The sequence below is a fragment of the Bradyrhizobium rifense genome, from assembly GCF_008123425.1.
Lineage (GTDB): Bacteria > Pseudomonadota > Alphaproteobacteria > Rhizobiales > Xanthobacteraceae > Bradyrhizobium > Bradyrhizobium rifense.
Genome location: NZ_VSSS01000052.1, coordinates 35,867 through 50,461 on the forward strand (window position 1 = coordinate 35,867; position 14,595 = coordinate 50,461).

The 14,595-nt window shown below is 64.4% G+C and carries 13 protein-coding genes; 11 read left to right on the forward strand and 2 right to left on the reverse strand.

What is annotated here, in order from left to right; genetic code table 11:
* The first annotated feature begins 110 nt into the window (after positions 1-110).
* The 11 genes from FXB40_RS32335 (at position 111) to FXB40_RS32385 (ending at position 12,446) form a co-directional block, all read left to right on the forward strand.
* On the forward strand, positions 111-1,148 hold the full coding sequence (locus FXB40_RS32335) for a class 1 fructose-bisphosphatase (protein ID WP_148776183.1): 1,038 nt from the start codon (positions 111-113) through the stop codon (positions 1,146-1,148).
* 12 nt (positions 1,149-1,160) lie between these two features.
* Complete coding sequence (locus tag FXB40_RS32340; protein WP_148776185.1) at positions 1,161-2,036, forward strand: phosphoribulokinase; 876 nt, start codon at positions 1,161-1,163, stop codon at positions 2,034-2,036.
* Between the two features lie 16 nt (positions 2,037-2,052).
* Positions 2,053-4,074 carry a transketolase gene (tkt, locus tag FXB40_RS32345; protein ID WP_148776187.1) on the forward strand — a complete coding sequence of 674 codons (2,022 nt, stop codon included), beginning with the start codon at positions 2,053-2,055 and terminating at the stop codon, positions 4,072-4,074.
* A 14-nt stretch (positions 4,075-4,088) separates the two neighbouring features.
* Positions 4,089-5,174 (forward strand): class II fructose-bisphosphate aldolase, encoded by a 1,086-nt coding sequence (gene fba, locus FXB40_RS32350; RefSeq protein WP_148776189.1) that lies wholly within the window; start codon positions 4,089-4,091, stop codon positions 5,172-5,174.
* A 31-nt stretch (positions 5,175-5,205) separates the two neighbouring features.
* Complete coding sequence (locus tag FXB40_RS32355) at positions 5,206-6,666, forward strand: form I ribulose bisphosphate carboxylase large subunit (RefSeq protein WP_148776191.1); 1,461 nt, start codon at positions 5,206-5,208, stop codon at positions 6,664-6,666.
* An 11-nt stretch (positions 6,667-6,677) separates the two neighbouring features.
* A complete protein-coding gene (locus tag FXB40_RS32360) occupies positions 6,678-7,085 on the forward strand; it encodes a ribulose bisphosphate carboxylase small subunit (protein WP_148776193.1) in 408 nt (135 codons plus the stop codon).
* A gap of 98 nt (positions 7,086-7,183) precedes the next feature.
* On the forward strand, positions 7,184-8,116 hold the full coding sequence (gene cbbX, locus FXB40_RS32365; protein WP_187437295.1) for a CbbX protein: 933 nt from the start codon (positions 7,184-7,186) through the stop codon (positions 8,114-8,116).
* Positions 8,113-8,850, forward strand: a complete 738-nt coding sequence (rpe, locus tag FXB40_RS32370) for a ribulose-phosphate 3-epimerase (protein WP_148776196.1) — start codon at positions 8,113-8,115, stop codon at positions 8,848-8,850. Before cbbX ends, rpe begins: the two co-directional genes overlap by 4 nt.
* A gap of 181 nt (positions 8,851-9,031) precedes the next feature.
* Positions 9,032-10,183 carry an FIST signal transduction protein gene (locus tag FXB40_RS32375; RefSeq protein ID WP_187437296.1) on the forward strand — a complete coding sequence of 384 codons (1,152 nt, stop codon included), beginning with the start codon at positions 9,032-9,034 and terminating at the stop codon, positions 10,181-10,183.
* 2 nt (positions 10,184-10,185) lie between these two features.
* Positions 10,186-12,057, forward strand: coding sequence for a putative bifunctional diguanylate cyclase/phosphodiesterase (locus FXB40_RS32380; protein ID WP_246208101.1), 1,872 nt, complete (start codon positions 10,186-10,188; stop codon positions 12,055-12,057).
* A gap of 176 nt (positions 12,058-12,233) precedes the next feature.
* Positions 12,234-12,446: a hypothetical protein gene (locus FXB40_RS32385; protein ID WP_148776202.1), complete on the forward strand. Its 213-nt coding sequence runs from the start codon at positions 12,234-12,236 to the stop codon at positions 12,444-12,446.
* Positions 12,447-12,469: 23 nt separating this feature from the next.
* Here the strand turns inward: FXB40_RS32385 and FXB40_RS32390 are convergent, their stop codons facing one another.
* Together FXB40_RS32390 and FXB40_RS32395 are read right to left on the reverse strand one after the other, a co-directional pair.
* Positions 12,470-13,837, reverse strand: a complete 1,368-nt coding sequence (locus tag FXB40_RS32390; RefSeq protein WP_148776204.1) for an NAD(P)/FAD-dependent oxidoreductase — start codon at positions 13,835-13,837, stop codon at positions 12,470-12,472.
* 41 nt (positions 13,838-13,878) lie between these two features.
* Complete coding sequence (locus FXB40_RS32395) at positions 13,879-14,568, reverse strand: GntR family transcriptional regulator (protein WP_148776205.1); 690 nt, start codon at positions 14,566-14,568, stop codon at positions 13,879-13,881.
* Positions 14,569-14,595: the final 27 nt, after the last annotated feature.

Sequence of the window (14,595 nt, forward strand, 5' to 3'; positions counted from 1 at the left end):
AAATTTTCCTTATTAAGCCGCCCCTGTCAATCTCCTCATGCCGGGACCGACCGCACCGACCTCCAAAACGGAGGGAACTGGATGCGGCGCCAGCAAGGGGATGGACGCAGATGACCGGGCAACTCAGGCTGGACGACCACCTTCAACGCTATTCCGAGACGGCGCCGCATGCGCTCGCGGTGGCGGCGGCAGTTGATGCCATTGCAGCCGCCGCAATCGAGATCTCCGACCTTATCGGCACGGGGGGGCTCGCAGACGCCTCGGGCCTCACAACCGGCCGCAACAGCGACGGTGATCTCCAGCGTGACCTCGATGTGCAGGCGGATGCGATTCTGCGCCGCTGCCTCGGCAGGCTGCCGATCGCAGCACTTGCATCGGAGGAAATGCGCGAGCCTCAGATCGGCGACCGCGCGGCAAAGATCTGCGTCGCGATCGATCCGCTCGACGGTTCCTCCAACATCGATCTCAACATGACTGTCGGCACGATCTTCTCGATCCTGCCCGCGCCGGACGATCTCGGTCTCGCCTTCCATCAGCGCGGTTCGGCGCAACTGGCGGCGGGCTTCGTCACCTACGCTCCGCAGACCTCGCTGGTGCTGACGCTCGGCGACGGCGTCGACATCTTCACCCTCGACCGCAAGGCCGGCTGCTTCCGTCTTGCGCGCAGCGCTGTGCAGATATCTGAGGCGTGCGACGAGTTCGCGATCAATGCGTCGAACCGCCGGCATTGGGACGCGCCGGTGCGCGCCTTCGTCGACGAGTGTCTCGCCGGCGTCGATGGGCCCGCCAATCACAATTTCAATATGCGCTGGATCGGCTCGCTGGTCGCGGAGGCCTATCGCATTCTGACTCGCGGTGGCGTGTTCCTCTATCCCTGCGACGCGCGGCCCGGCTATGGCGACGGCCGCCTGCGCCTCGTCTACGAGGCACACCCGATGGCGATGATCATCGAGCAGGCCGGCGGCTCGGCCTCGACCGGACGCGAGCGCATCCTCGATCTCTCGGCGCAAAACCTGCATCAGCGCGTGCCGCTGGTCATGGGCTCCAGCAACGAGGTTAGGCGTGTCGCCGAACTGCACTGCGATCCGCTGTTGGTCGCCAGCGTCTCTGCGCCGCTGTTCGCGCGGCGCGGTTTCTTCCGGTTGTGAGCGAGGTGACCCATGTCCAGGAAGCATCCGATCATCTCCATCACCGGTTCCTCCGGCGCCGGCACCACTTCAGTCAAGAAGACGTTTGAACAGATCTTCTTCCGCGAGAAGGTCAACGCCGTCTACATCGAAGGCGACGCGTTCCATCGTTACGACCGCGCCGAGATGCGCGTGCGCATGGCGCAGGAGGCCGAACGCGGCAACAAGCACTTCAGTCATTTCAGTCCGGACACCAATCTGTTCGAGGAGCTCGAGCGTGCATTCCGCGACTACGGCGAGACCGGCACTGCGACGACGCGGCACTACGTCCACGACGCCGAGGAGTCAGCGCTGCATGGTGCGGCGCCCGGCACCTTCACCGAGTGGAAGCAGCTCCCGGAGAATTCCGATCTGCTGTTCTACGAGGGGCTGCATGGCGCCGTCGTCACCGACCGGGTCAATGTCGCCCGCTATGCGGACCTGAAGATCGGCGTCGTTCCTGTCATCAATCTCGAATGGATCCAGAAGCTGCACCGTGACCGCAGCGCCCGCGGCTATTCGACCGAAGCAGTCACCGACACCATTTTGCGGCGGATGCCCGATTACATCCATTACATCTGCCCGCAGTTCACCGATACCGACATCAACTTCCAGCGCGTGCCGACGGTCGACACGTCCAATCCGTTCATCGCGCGCTGGATCCCGACGCCTGACGAATCGATGGTCGTGATCCGCTTCAAGAATCCGCGCGGCATCGACTTCCCCTATCTGCTCTCGATGCTGCCGCACAGCTGGATGTCCCGCGCGAACTCGATCGTGTGTCCGGGCGCGAAGCTGGACCTCGCGATGCAACTGATCCTGACACCGCTGATCATGCAGCTCATCGAGCGCAAGCGAAACCTGAAGTGAACAAGGGGAGGACCTGATGAACATCTCCGTCCACGCCGATGCCGACCTCACGGCGGTCGCGCACAACGATCTCGCCAACGCCGTCCGTTTCCTCGCGGTCGACGCCATCGAGACCTCGCAGTCCGGTCATCCCGGCCTGCCCATGGGCATGGCCGACGTCGCGACCGTGCTGTTCTCGCGCTTCCTCAAATTCGACTCGGCGCATCCGAACTGGCCGGACCGCGACCGCTTCGTGCTCTCGGCGGGCCACGGCTCGATGCTGCTCTATGCGTTGCTGTATCTGTCCGGTGGCGATGTCAGCCTCGACGACATCAAGGCGTTCCGGCAATGGGGCTCGAAGACGCCGGGCCATCCCGAATATGGCCACACGCCGGGCGTCGAGACCACGACCGGACCGCTAGGGCAGGGCATCGCCACGGCCGTCGGCATGGCGCTCGCCGAGCGGATGGCCAATGCGCGACATGGCGACGGCCTAGTCGATCACTTCACCTATGTGATCGCCGGTGACGGCTGCCTGATGGAAGGCATCAGCCAGGAGGCGATCTCGCTCGCAGGTCACCTCCAGCTTGGCCGCCTGATCGTGCTGTTCGACGACAACGGCATCTCGATCGACGGACCGACGTCGCTCGCGACCTCGGATGACCAACTGGCGCGCTTCGCTGCATCCGGCTGGTCGGTGCGCAGCGTCGACGGACACGATCCCGAGGCCGTTGCGCAGGCTATCGCGGAGGAACGTGAGAGCGCAAAACCATCGCTGATCGCCTGCCGCACCATCATCGGTTATGGCGCGCCGGACCGGCAGGGTACCGAGAAGGCGCATGGCGCGCCGCTCGGCACCGAGCAGACCGCGGCGGCGCGGCGGACGCTTGGCTGGGATTATCAGCCGTTCGTGGTGCCTGTCACGATCCTGAAGGCGTGGCGGATGATTGGGCAGCGCGGGCAGGTGGATCGCCTCGCCTGGCTCGATCGTTACGAATGCGCGACGCCAGAGCAGCGTGACCTCTTCATCGAGGGCAAGTCGGTTGCCCTGCCGAACGCCTATGCCCAGGCCTCGGCGAAATTGCGCGAACGCTTTGCCAGCGAGCGCCCGAAGCTCGCGACGCGGCAGGCTTCGCAACAGGTGCTCGACGGCATCGCGGGAACGATCCCCGGATTTGTCGGAGGCTCTGCGGACCTGACGCATTCGAACCTGACGCACGCCAAGGCGCAGGCGCCTGTCCGACGTGATGCGTTCGCCGGTAATTACATCCACTACGGCATCCGCGAGCACGGCATGGCGGCCGCGATGAACGGCCTCGCGCTGCATGGCGGGTTCATTCCCTATGGCGGCACGTTCCTCGCCTTCTCCGACTACAGCCGGCCGGCGATCCGCCTTGCGGCTCTGATGCGGCTGCGCGTCATCCACGTGATGACCCATGACTCCATCGGCCTCGGCGAGGATGGTCCGACGCATCAACCGGTCGAGCATCTCGCCGCGCTTCGCGTCATTCCGAACCTTCTGGTGTTCCGCCCGGCCGACGCGGTCGAGACCCTGGAAGCCTGGGATTGCGCGCTCGAAGCGGAGGATCGTCCTTCCGTGTTGTGCCTGTCGCGCCAGGCGTTGCCGACCTTCCGCAGCGACGTCCGCGGCAGGAACCGGGTCGCGCGGGGAGCCTATGTGATTGTCTCGCCCGATGGCGGACGCGACGTGACGCTGATGGCGACCGGCTCGGAAGTCTCGATCGCGCTGGAAGCGGCGCGCCTGCTTGCAACAGAGCATGTCCGCGCCGCCGTCGTGTCGGCGCCGTGCTTCGCCCTGTTCGAAGAGCAGCCGGACGATTATCGCGCCGCGGTTCTTGGCACGGCGCCGCGCGTCGGTATCGAGGCGGCCGTCGCCGGCGATTGGCATCGCTGGATCGGCGCTGAGGGCGAGTTCGTCGGCATGCGCGGCTTCGGTGCCTCGGCACCGGCTCCGGTGCTCTACCGCGAATTCGGCATCACGCCGCAAGGCGTCGCCGAGGCTGCCCGGCGGGCGATCGCCCGCGCCCGCAAGCAATAACAGGAGGACTCTTCGTGGCCCGTATCACTCTTCGCCAATTGCTCGATCATGCCGCCAGCCACGGCTACGCGGTGCCGGCATTCAACATCAACAATATGGAGCAGGGCATCGCGATCATGCAGGCGGCGGCCGAGGTCGATGCGCCCGTCATCATCCAGGCTTCGCGCGGTGCCCGTAGCTATGCCGGCGATCTCATGCTTTCGCACATGATCGACGCGCTGGAGCGAACCTATCCGGACATTCCGCTCTGCATGCACCAGGACCACGGCAACGACGAGGCGACCTGTGCGTCGGCCATTGCCCACGGCTTTACCTCCGTGATGATGGACGGCTCGCTCAATGCCGACGCCAAGACGGCGGCCGACTACGACTACAACGTCGCGATCACCCGCCGCGTCGTCGATCTCGCGCATTGGGTCGGCGCCTCCGTCGAAGGAGAGCTCGGTGTGCTCGGCTCGCTCGAGCATGGTGGTGGTGAGCAGGAGGATGGACACGGCGTCGAGGGCAAGGTCAGCCACGACCAGTTGCTGACCGATCCCGACCAGGCCGTCGACTTCGTTCGCGCTACCAAGGTCGATGCGCTCGCCATTGCAATGGGCACCTCGCACGGCGCCTACAAATTCAGCCGCAAGCCGGATGGTGACATTTTGGCGATGCGGGTGGTCGAGGAGATCCACCGCCGGCTGCCGAATACGCACCTCGTGATGCACGGTTCCTCGTCGGTGCCGCAGCCACTGCAAGACATGTTCAACCAGTTCGGCGGCGAGATGCCACAAACCTGGGGCGTGCCGGTAGAAGAAATCGTGCGCGGCATCAAGAGCGGCGTGCGCAAGGTCAATATCGACACGGATTGCCGGCTCGCCATGACCGCCGTGTTCCGCAAGGTCGCCGCACAGAGCCGCAACGAGTTCGATCCCCGCAAATTCCTGAAACCCGCGATGGATGCGATGCGCGAGCTCTGCCGCGATCGTTTCGAGCAGTTCGGCACGGCGGGCCACGCCAGCAGGATCAAGGTCGTTCCCTTGAGCGAGATGGCGCGTCGCTATCGTACTGGCGAACTCGACCCGCGCACAGGCTCCCGCGAGCCGGTCGCAGCCTAGTCATTCAGAGAGAGAAGAGCAGGAGAGAGCCATGAATGCACATGCAGGAACTGTCCGCGGCAAGGAGCGCTATCGATCGGGCACGATGGAATACGCGCGCATGGGCTATTGGGAGCCCGACTATGTGCCAAAGGACACCGACGTCATCGCGCTGTTCCGCGTGACGCCGCAAGAGGGCGTCGACCCGATCGAGGCGTCGGCCGCCGTTGCCGGCGAATCCTCCACCGCGACCTGGACGGTGGTGTGGACCGACCGCCTGACCGCTGCCGAGAAATATCGTGCAAAGTGCTATCGCGTCGATCCGGTGCCTGGCACGCCTGGCTCGTATTTCGCCTACATTGCCTATGACCTCGACCTGTTCGAACCGGGTTCGATCGCCAACCTGTCGGCCTCGATCATCGGCAACGTCTTTGGCTTCAAGCCGCTGAAGGCGCTCCGGCTTGAGGACATGCGCTTCCCGGTCGCTTATGTGAAGACATTCCAGGGCCCGGCGACCGGCATCGTGGTCGAGCGCGAGCGGCTCGACAAGTTCGGCCGGCCGCTACTGGGCGCAACGGTCAAACCGAAGCTCGGACTTTCGGGCCGCAACTACGGCCGCGTCGTCTACGAGGCGCTGAAGGGCGGGCTCGACTTCACCAAGGACGACGAGAACATCAACTCGCAGCCCTTCATGCATTGGCGCGACCGCTTCCTCTATTGCATGGAGGCGGTGAACCGCGCGCAGGCGGCCTCCGGCGAGGTGAAGGGCACCTATCTGAACATCACCGCCGGGACGATGGAGGACATGTACGAGCGCGCGGAGCTCGCCAAGGAGCTCGGGTCGTGCATCGTGATGATCGATCTCGTGATCGGCTACACCGCGATTCAGTCCATGGCGAAATGGGCGCGCCGCAACGACATGATCCTGCATCTGCATCGCGCCGGCCACTCGACCTATACGCGGCAGAAGAGCCACGGCGTGTCATTCCGTGTCATCGCCAAATGGATGCGGCTGGCTGGCGTCGACCACATCCATGCCGGCACCGTGGTCGGCAAGCTCGAAGGCGATCCCAACACCACGCGCGGCTATTACGACGTCTGCCGCGAGGATTTCAATCCGACCAGGCTCGAGCATGGCCTGTTCTTCGACCAGTCCTGGGCGAGCCTGAACAAGATGATGCCGGTTGCCTCCGGCGGCATCCATGCCGGCCAGATGCACCAACTGCTCGATCTGCTCGGCGAGGACGTCGTGCTGCAATTCGGCGGCGGCACCATCGGCCATCCCATGGGCATTGCGGCGGGTGCGATCGCGAACCGTGTCGCGCTGGAGGCGATGATCCTCGCCCGCAACGAGGGGCGCGACTACGTCCACGAAGGGCCGGAAATCCTGGCCAGAGCGGCCGAGACCTGCACGCCGCTGAAGGCCGCGCTCGAGGTCTGGAAGGACGTGAGCTTCAACTATGAATCCACCGATACGCCGGACTTTGTGCCGACCGCGCTCGAAACCGTTTGAGGAGACATGAGATGAAGCTGACGCAAGGGTGTTTTTCCTTCCTGCCCGACCTCACCGACGACCAGATCACCAAACAGGTGCAGTATTGCCTCGCCAATGGCTGGGCGGTGAACATCGAGTTCACTGACGATCCGCATCCTCGCAACACCTATTGGGAGATGTGGGGCCTGCCGATGTTCGATCTCCAGGACGCTGCCGGCGTGATGATGGAGCTCGCCGAATGCCGCCGAGTGTACGGCGACCGTTACGTCCGTATCAGCGGCTTCGACTCCAGCCACGGCTGGGAGTCGGTTCGGATATCCTTCCTTGTCAACCGTCCGCCGCAAGAGGCCGAGTTCGAGCTGGTGCGGCAGGAGGTTGGCGGGCGCGCAATCCGGTACAGCACCGTACGCAAGCCGGCTGCCCACGCTTCGCAATAACCATTCCTCTCCGCGCGGAGCGCTCCCTGCTCCGTATCCTTGGCGGACCACTGCTTCGCCGCTCCCCCCGCGGCGAAGCTCTTTTCTTCGAGGTGCCGATGCTCGACGTTCCCCATGCGACGACCACTGATGGCGGCGCGACCAATTTCGATCTCCGCAAGGAAGCCGAAGCGGCAGGGATCACCGACACGCTGCAGCAGCTCGAGCAGGAGTTAATCGGCCTGAAGCCGGTCAAGAACCGCGTGCGCCAGATCGCGTCGCTGCTGCTGATCGAACGCATCCGGCAGCGCGCCGGCCTCGCCTCCGCGCCGCCCACGCTGCATATGTCGTTCACAGGCAATCCCGGCACCGGCAAGACCACCGTGGCGCTGCGCATGGCAAAGATCCTGCACGGCCTCGGTTTCGTGCGGCGCGGACAGGTGATCTCGGTGACGCGCGATGATCTCGTCGGGCAATATATCGGCCACACCGCGCCGAAGACCAAAGAGATCCTGAAGAAGGCGATGGGCGGCGTGCTCTTCATCGACGAGGCCTATTATTTGCACCGGCCCGACAACGAACGCGACTACGGCCAGGAGGCGATCGAGATCCTGCTCCAGGTGATGGAAAACCAGCGCGACGACCTCGTGGTGATCCTGGCCGGCTACGGCGAGCGCATGACGAGCTTCTTCGCCTCCAATCCCGGCTTCCGCTCGCGCATCGCCCATCACATCGACTTCCCGGATTATGCGGAAGCCGAGTTGCTGGTCATCGCCGAGCTGATGTTGAAGGAGCGTGGCTATCGCCTCTCGGTGGCTGCGCGCGAGGCGTTCGAGAGGTATATCGCGCTGCGCCGGACCCAACCGTTCTTCTCTAATGCGCGCTCGATCCGCAACGCGGTCGATCGCATCCGGCTGCGGCAGGCCGATCGCCTGGTGTCGGATCTCGATCGCATGCTCGATGTCGTCGACCTCGAAACCATCGATCCGGCGGATATCCTGGCGAGCCGCGTCTTCAGCGGCGGAGCCGATGCGCGGAGTGCAAAGCCATGACCAGAGAAATCCTCATCGCCCCCTCGATCCTGGCGGCGGATTTCGCGCGCCTCGGCGAGGAGATCACGGCAATCGATGCGACCGGCGCCGACTGGATCCATTGCGACGTCATGGACGGCCACTTCGTGCCGAACATCAGTTTTGGCGCCGATGTCATCAAGGCGATCCGGCCGGTGACGAAGAAGGTCTTTGACGTGCATCTGATGATCGCGCCTGTCGATCCCTATCTGGATGCGTTCGCGAAAGCGGGGGCGGATGTCATCACCGTGCATGCCGAGGCGGGCCCGCATCTCGACCGTTCGCTCCAGGCGATTCGCGCACTCGGCAAGAAGGCCGGCGTCAGCCTGTGTCCGGCAACGCCCGAGAGCGCGATCGAATATGTGCTCGATCGTCTGGATCTCGTGCTGGTGATGACGGTCAACCCGGGCTTCGGCGGCCAGTCCTTCCTTGAATCCCAGCTCGAGAAGATCGCGCGCATTCGAAGCATGATCGGCGAGCGGCCGATCCGGCTCGAGGTCGATGGCGGCGTCACGCGTGACAATGCCGCTGCGGTAGCAGCCGCTGGCGCTGACACACTCGTTGCCGGTTCCGCCGTGTTCCGCGGCAGGAACAGTGCCGATTATGCCGCCAACATCGCGGCCATCCGCGTTGCCGCGGAGGCCGGCCGGGTTCCGAAACCGCAGGATAGTTCCGTGCGCCCCATGCGTGCAGGAGAAGGCGTGCGCATCCGGTAGAACTACGGAGGCATTGCGCACGCACGCGATAGTTCTCCGGGGTCTTACGGAGAATCGATCGCGAATTCGCGACGCCCTTCATGCCGGGGTAACCAACGGTATTGAAGTAGCCTCCCGATTAACGACGACGCAATGCGCCGCACCACAATCTGTGGTTCAAGGACCGCGGAGAGCGCGTGGGATGCAAATTCAATATCGCCACTGGAATGCTGCCCATGGCTGGCGCGGAGCGAATGCCCTGCGCGAGCCCGCGCAGCTCGTGCTTTATTTCGGTGGCCGCGAGGGACTGGCGGGCGGAGAGCGCTATCGCGAGCTGCGCGGCTTCTATCCCGACAGCCACATCGTCGGTTGCAGCACCGGTGGTCAGATCCATGGCGACGACATTGCCGACGACGTGATCGTTGCCGTCGCCCTGCATTTCGCACGGACGCAAGTGCGGGTCGTGAACGAGACGATCGAGTCCCGCGACGCGTCGCGCGTTTGCGGCATGCGTTTCGCCCGTCAATTGGCAGCGCCGGATCTCGCAGGTGTTTTCGTCCTCTCCGATGGATTGAACGTGAACGGCAACGAATTGATTGCTGGGATTACCGAGGTGCTGGGGCCCGACTTGCTGGTGACCGGCGGACTGGCCGGCGACGGCAACAGGCTCAAGCAGACGTTGGTCGGCGCCGACGGCGAGCCGCAGCCGAACCGCATTGCCGCGATCGGCTTCTATGGCGCGTCCTTCCGCTTCGCGCATGGTTGCGCCGGCGGGTGGGACGTGTTTGGCCCGCGGCGCAAGGTGACGAAATCGGAAGGTTCGGTCGTGGCGGAGCTCGATGGCGAGCCGCCGCTCGACCTCTACACCCGATATCTCGGCGAGGAGGAAGTGGCTGCGATGCCGGGCTCGGGCCTCGCGTTTCCCTTGCGCATTCACGACGAGGCCGCGCCGGACCGGCAGATTGTGCGCTCGGTCTTCGCGGTGGATCGCGATGCCCGCACGCTGACATTTGCCGCGGACATTCCGGAAGGATGCACCGCGCAGCTGATGCGCGCCAATTTCGACAGTCTCGCAGCAGGTGCTGGCGAGGCGGGCCGGCAGGCGCGCAGTGCATTGGCGGATGGGATTGCGGGTGACAAGCTCGCGATTCTGGTGAGCTGCACCGGCCGCCGCAAGGTGATGGGCCAGCGCACGCAGGATGAGCTCGACGCGGTTGCCGCCGAGCTTGGCGATGACGTCGTCCGTATCGGCTTCTATTCCTATGGCGAGATCGCCCCGCCTGCGGCGACCGGCCGCTGCGAGCTGCACAACCAGACCATGACCGTCACGATGATCGCGGAGGCGGCTGCGTGACCATGCATCGCCTGTGGGCACGACAGATCAGGCAGGCGACCGACGAATCCGGGCAGGTCGATATGACCAGGCTCGGCGAGCTCGTCAGCGCGGCGTATGAGGAGAGCGATCGCGATCGCCGCCGCACCGATCGCGCAATCAAGCTGATGATCGAGGAGCTCGAACAGACGCACAAGCGCGCCGAGCAGGATCTGTTGCGCGCGCGCGAGTTCCTCGACAGCATCATCGAGAATATTCCGATCGCGGTATTCGCCAAGGACGCCAGGGATTCCCGCTACGTCCTGCTCAATCGCGCCGGCGAAGACTATTACGGGATGCCCCGCGAGGAGATGCTGGGCAAGACGCCGGATCAGATCTTCCCGCGCGATATCGCCCGCGTCGTCAACGAGCAGGACCGCCGCGTCGTCGACACCGGCACGCCGATGTTCCTGGAGGAGCATCTGCTCGATGCCGGCGTCAACGGCCATGATCGTCTGGTCAACTCGCGCAAGCTGCTGGTTCGTGACGGCAACGGAGCGCCGCAATATCTCGTCGGCGTCATCGAGGACGTGACCGAGCGGATCACGAACGAGGCGCGGATCAGCCACCTTGCGCATCATGACGCACTGACCGACCTGCCGAACCGCAGCGCATTCAATGCGACGCTGGGCGAGCGGCTGGAGCGGGCGCAGGAAGCGTCGGCCAGTTTTGCGGTGCTCAGCCTCGATCTCGACCGCTTCAAGGACGTCAACGACGTGTTCGGCCATCCTGTCGGCGACATGATGATGCGCGCGGCGGCCGAACGGCTCGCTGCGGAAGCCGATGGTGCCTTCGTCGCCCGTATCGGTGGCGACGAGTTCATGATCCTGATGCCGGACGATGTCTGCCGCGAAGAGGTGCTTGCGATCGGCGAACGGCTGGTCGAGGCGATCGGCAACGAGCTCGAGGTTGACGACTATCTCTCCCATGTCGGCCTCAGCGTCGGCATCGCGCTCTATCCCAATGACGGCGTGGATGCGGCAACGCTGCTCGCCAATGCCGACTCCGCACTGTATCGCGCCAAGCGCGAGGGCCGGGGCAGGGTGCGCTTCTTCGAATCCGAGATGGATAGGGAGCTGCGCGATCGCAGGCTGCTGCTGCACGATCTGCGGCAGGCCGTCGAGCAGAACGAGCTTCTGGTCTACTTCCAGCCACAGGCGCGGATGAACGGCGAGATCATCGGCTTCGAGGCGTTGGTGCGCTGGAACCATCCGACCCGCGGCATCGTGCCGCCCGACCAGTTCATCCCGCTCGCCGAAGAGAACGGGCTGATCATCCAGATCGGCGAATGGGTCTTGCGCGAGGCGTGCCGCGAGGCGGCCTCCTGGCCGCGGCCGTTGCAGGTTGCGGTCAATTTGTCGCCGGTCCAGTTCCAGGCCGGCGACCTCGAACGGTCCATCCACCAGATCCTGCTGGAGACGGGGCTCGCGCCGACGCGGCTTGAGGTCGAGATCACCGAAGGCGTCTTGATCGGCGATTTTGCCCGCGCGCTCAATCTGCTGCGGCGGCTGAAGGCGCTCGGCATCCGCATCGCGATGGACGATTTCGGCACAGGGTACTCATCGCTGTCCTATCTCCAGTCGTTCCCGTTCGACAAGATCAAGATCGACCGCAGCTTCATCTCCAACCTCGAGGCGACGCCGGAATCGGCCGAGATCGTCCGCGCGGTCCTGAGCCTGGCGCATGCCCTGCACATGCCGGTCGTCGCGGAAGGGGTGGAGACGGAGGCGCAGCGCGCCTTCCTGGAACGCGAGGCCTGCGAGGAGATGCAGGGCTATCTGATCGGGCGGCCCGAACCGATCGAACATTATTTCGATTTGATCGGCATCAACGTCGAACGCCGCCGCTACGCCTAAGCCCATTGCGAGTTCCAGGCTCGGATCCGCCCGATAGGAACCAATGCGCGTCTGCAAGTTTCCTGAAAGTTAACCCACGTTAAGCCGGCTGTGGGCGCAGAAAATGTTTTGCATAACCGCCATCGGCGTGACGCAAATCAGGGTAATAAGCCCGTGTGAATGCGAGGGAGGGTCTCATGGAGAACGTACGTCGCTACCGCGCGCTGGCGTCCCTCTGTCGCCAGCAGGCGGCCTATCGGCCGCTCCAGAACTGGCAGCTGCTCGGCCAGGCCGAACATTTCGAATATCTCGCCGAGATCGCGTTGAAGGCGCATTTCGACGCGTGCAATGCGCAACGCGAAGAGGACGCCATCGCAGCCGCGGCATGGGAGCGACCCGCGGCGGCGTGAGGGGTATTGGGGCTCGCGAGCGATCAGAGCAGCCCGCGGCTTTCGGCGCTGTCGAGTTCGTCCATGAGCACCTTGTTCCCGTAGCGCGCCAGCGAGAGCGTGCCGGCAAAGGAGGGAACTGGGGCGCCGACTACAGCACGGGCGCAAAGGTCACCCGCCGCGCAGGCCGACATCGTACCGTAGCCTGACAGCGCTGCGGTCAGGAACACGCCCGGCGTGTTCGCAGCTCCGATCAGCGGCCAGTTCTCCTTCGTCATCGGATAGAAGCCGCCATAATGCACGCGGTCGCGGGGCAGGGCGCCGAGGTATTGCTTGAGCGCCGGCTGGAGCCGGCTCGCTGCCCGAAGCACGATCTCCGGGAAGTAGGGATTGAGCTCGGGTTCGCGGACTGGATCGGACGGCGTCGCGTTGAAAGCCCAGCCGAGCTTGATCCACTGCCCCTGATCGCCGCCATCGGGGCGGCAATGAATGCTGCCCGGCATCGGTTCCAGCAGGCGCGCCAGCTCAGGCGCCGCGGCCAGGGCCTCGCGCTCTTCGTCTGACCAGGCGAGCGTCTGGCCGTCCAGATCGATCGCAAACGGCATCTTGCGGTCCACGGCGCGATTGCGGTCGACGAAGGCGATCTTCTGCTGAAGCACGTTCAGAATCGGAAGCTTCTCACCATGCATTGCTGCGATGTGCGCCGCAAAGGGACCAGCCGCATTGACGATGATGTCGGCCTTGATGGTCTGGCGCTCGCCATCGGCGATGACGTCGACCAAGAGCCGGTCGGCTTTCGCGATGCCGACCACACGCGCCTGCTGAAATTGAGCGCCGAGCGGCCGCATCGCCTCAAGCATGTACTGGCCGAGCTGCTGGCCGCTGATGTCGCCTGCGCGGCGAATATGCAGCGCGGTGGCGATCTCCTTGTCGAAGGCCGGATGGTGTTGCTGGATCAGATCGCGGCCCAGCAGCACGTCGACACCGTCGGGCGCAGCCTGCCAGTCCGCGGACAGCGGCGGCGAATAGTTCCGGCTCGCGCCCTCATGCAGACGGATCAGCTTCGCGGCCGACGCGCCGTAGCCTGCATATAATTGCCGCAGCAGCTCGTCCGGCTTCTCCTCGCGCGTCACCAGAAGATAGCCGCGCCGCGTCATGTGGAAGCGGTTGCCGGTGCGGCGCGCGATGTCCTCCATCAGGTCGGTGCTATGGTCGGTAAACGCCGCCATGGTCGGATGCGGCCACCAGTTGCGATAATTCTCGCCGGATTGTGCCGATGTCAGCGCCATCGGCTGCCCTTCGTCCACGATCAGAAGGCGCGAGCGCTTGTGCTCGACGGCGAGATAATAGGCGGTGGCAAGGCCGGCGATGCCGGCGCCAATGACCAGGATTTCGACGTCGTTCGCTTTCAAGCGTACTCTCCTTCAACGCGATCCGATGATTGATCGTCGGGTCAATCAGCTTCGTTCCGCGACGCATGACGTTGCGCCGACCGAAGCGTCTTCTGCGTCTGCACGATGTGCTCGCGCAGCAGGCGCACTGCTTTTTCGATCTCGCCGTCGCGGCAGAATTCCAGCAATTGATAATGCTCTCGCTGCGGTCTGTCCTTGCCGGTGGCGCGCGACACCAGCGCGCGCGTGAAGCGGCCGACATGACCGTAATTCGCTTCGATCATCGCAAGCAGGCGCGGCCGATTGCAGGGAGCGTAGAGCGATTTGTGGAAGCGCCAGTTGAACGCGCCCCATTTTTCCGGATCGGGCTCTTCGTCATAGGAGCGGAGGATCGCCCTCGCGTCGTCGAGATCGATGTCGCCCATCGCCGGAATGGCAAGACGCAGCGCGTGACATTCGAGCGCGATGCGAATCTCGAGCAGTTCCACGACTTCGTCGATGGAGAGATCGGAGACGACCGCTCCGCGATTGGGCAGGAAGGTCACGAAACCTTCTGCCTCGAGCTGCCGCAGCGCTTCGCGCACAGGGATGCGGCTGGTTCCGAATTTCTCGGCCAGTTCATCCTGCCGGAGCTGAATGCCGGGCGCCAGCTCACCAGCGCTGATCGCGCGGCGTAACGCCTCGCGCACGGCGTCCGGTGTCGAGCCATGAACGCCGCCACTCCGTTGCTTTGCCACGTCACTCGATTTCATGCGGCATCTCGCCGTTGTTGCAAGGAT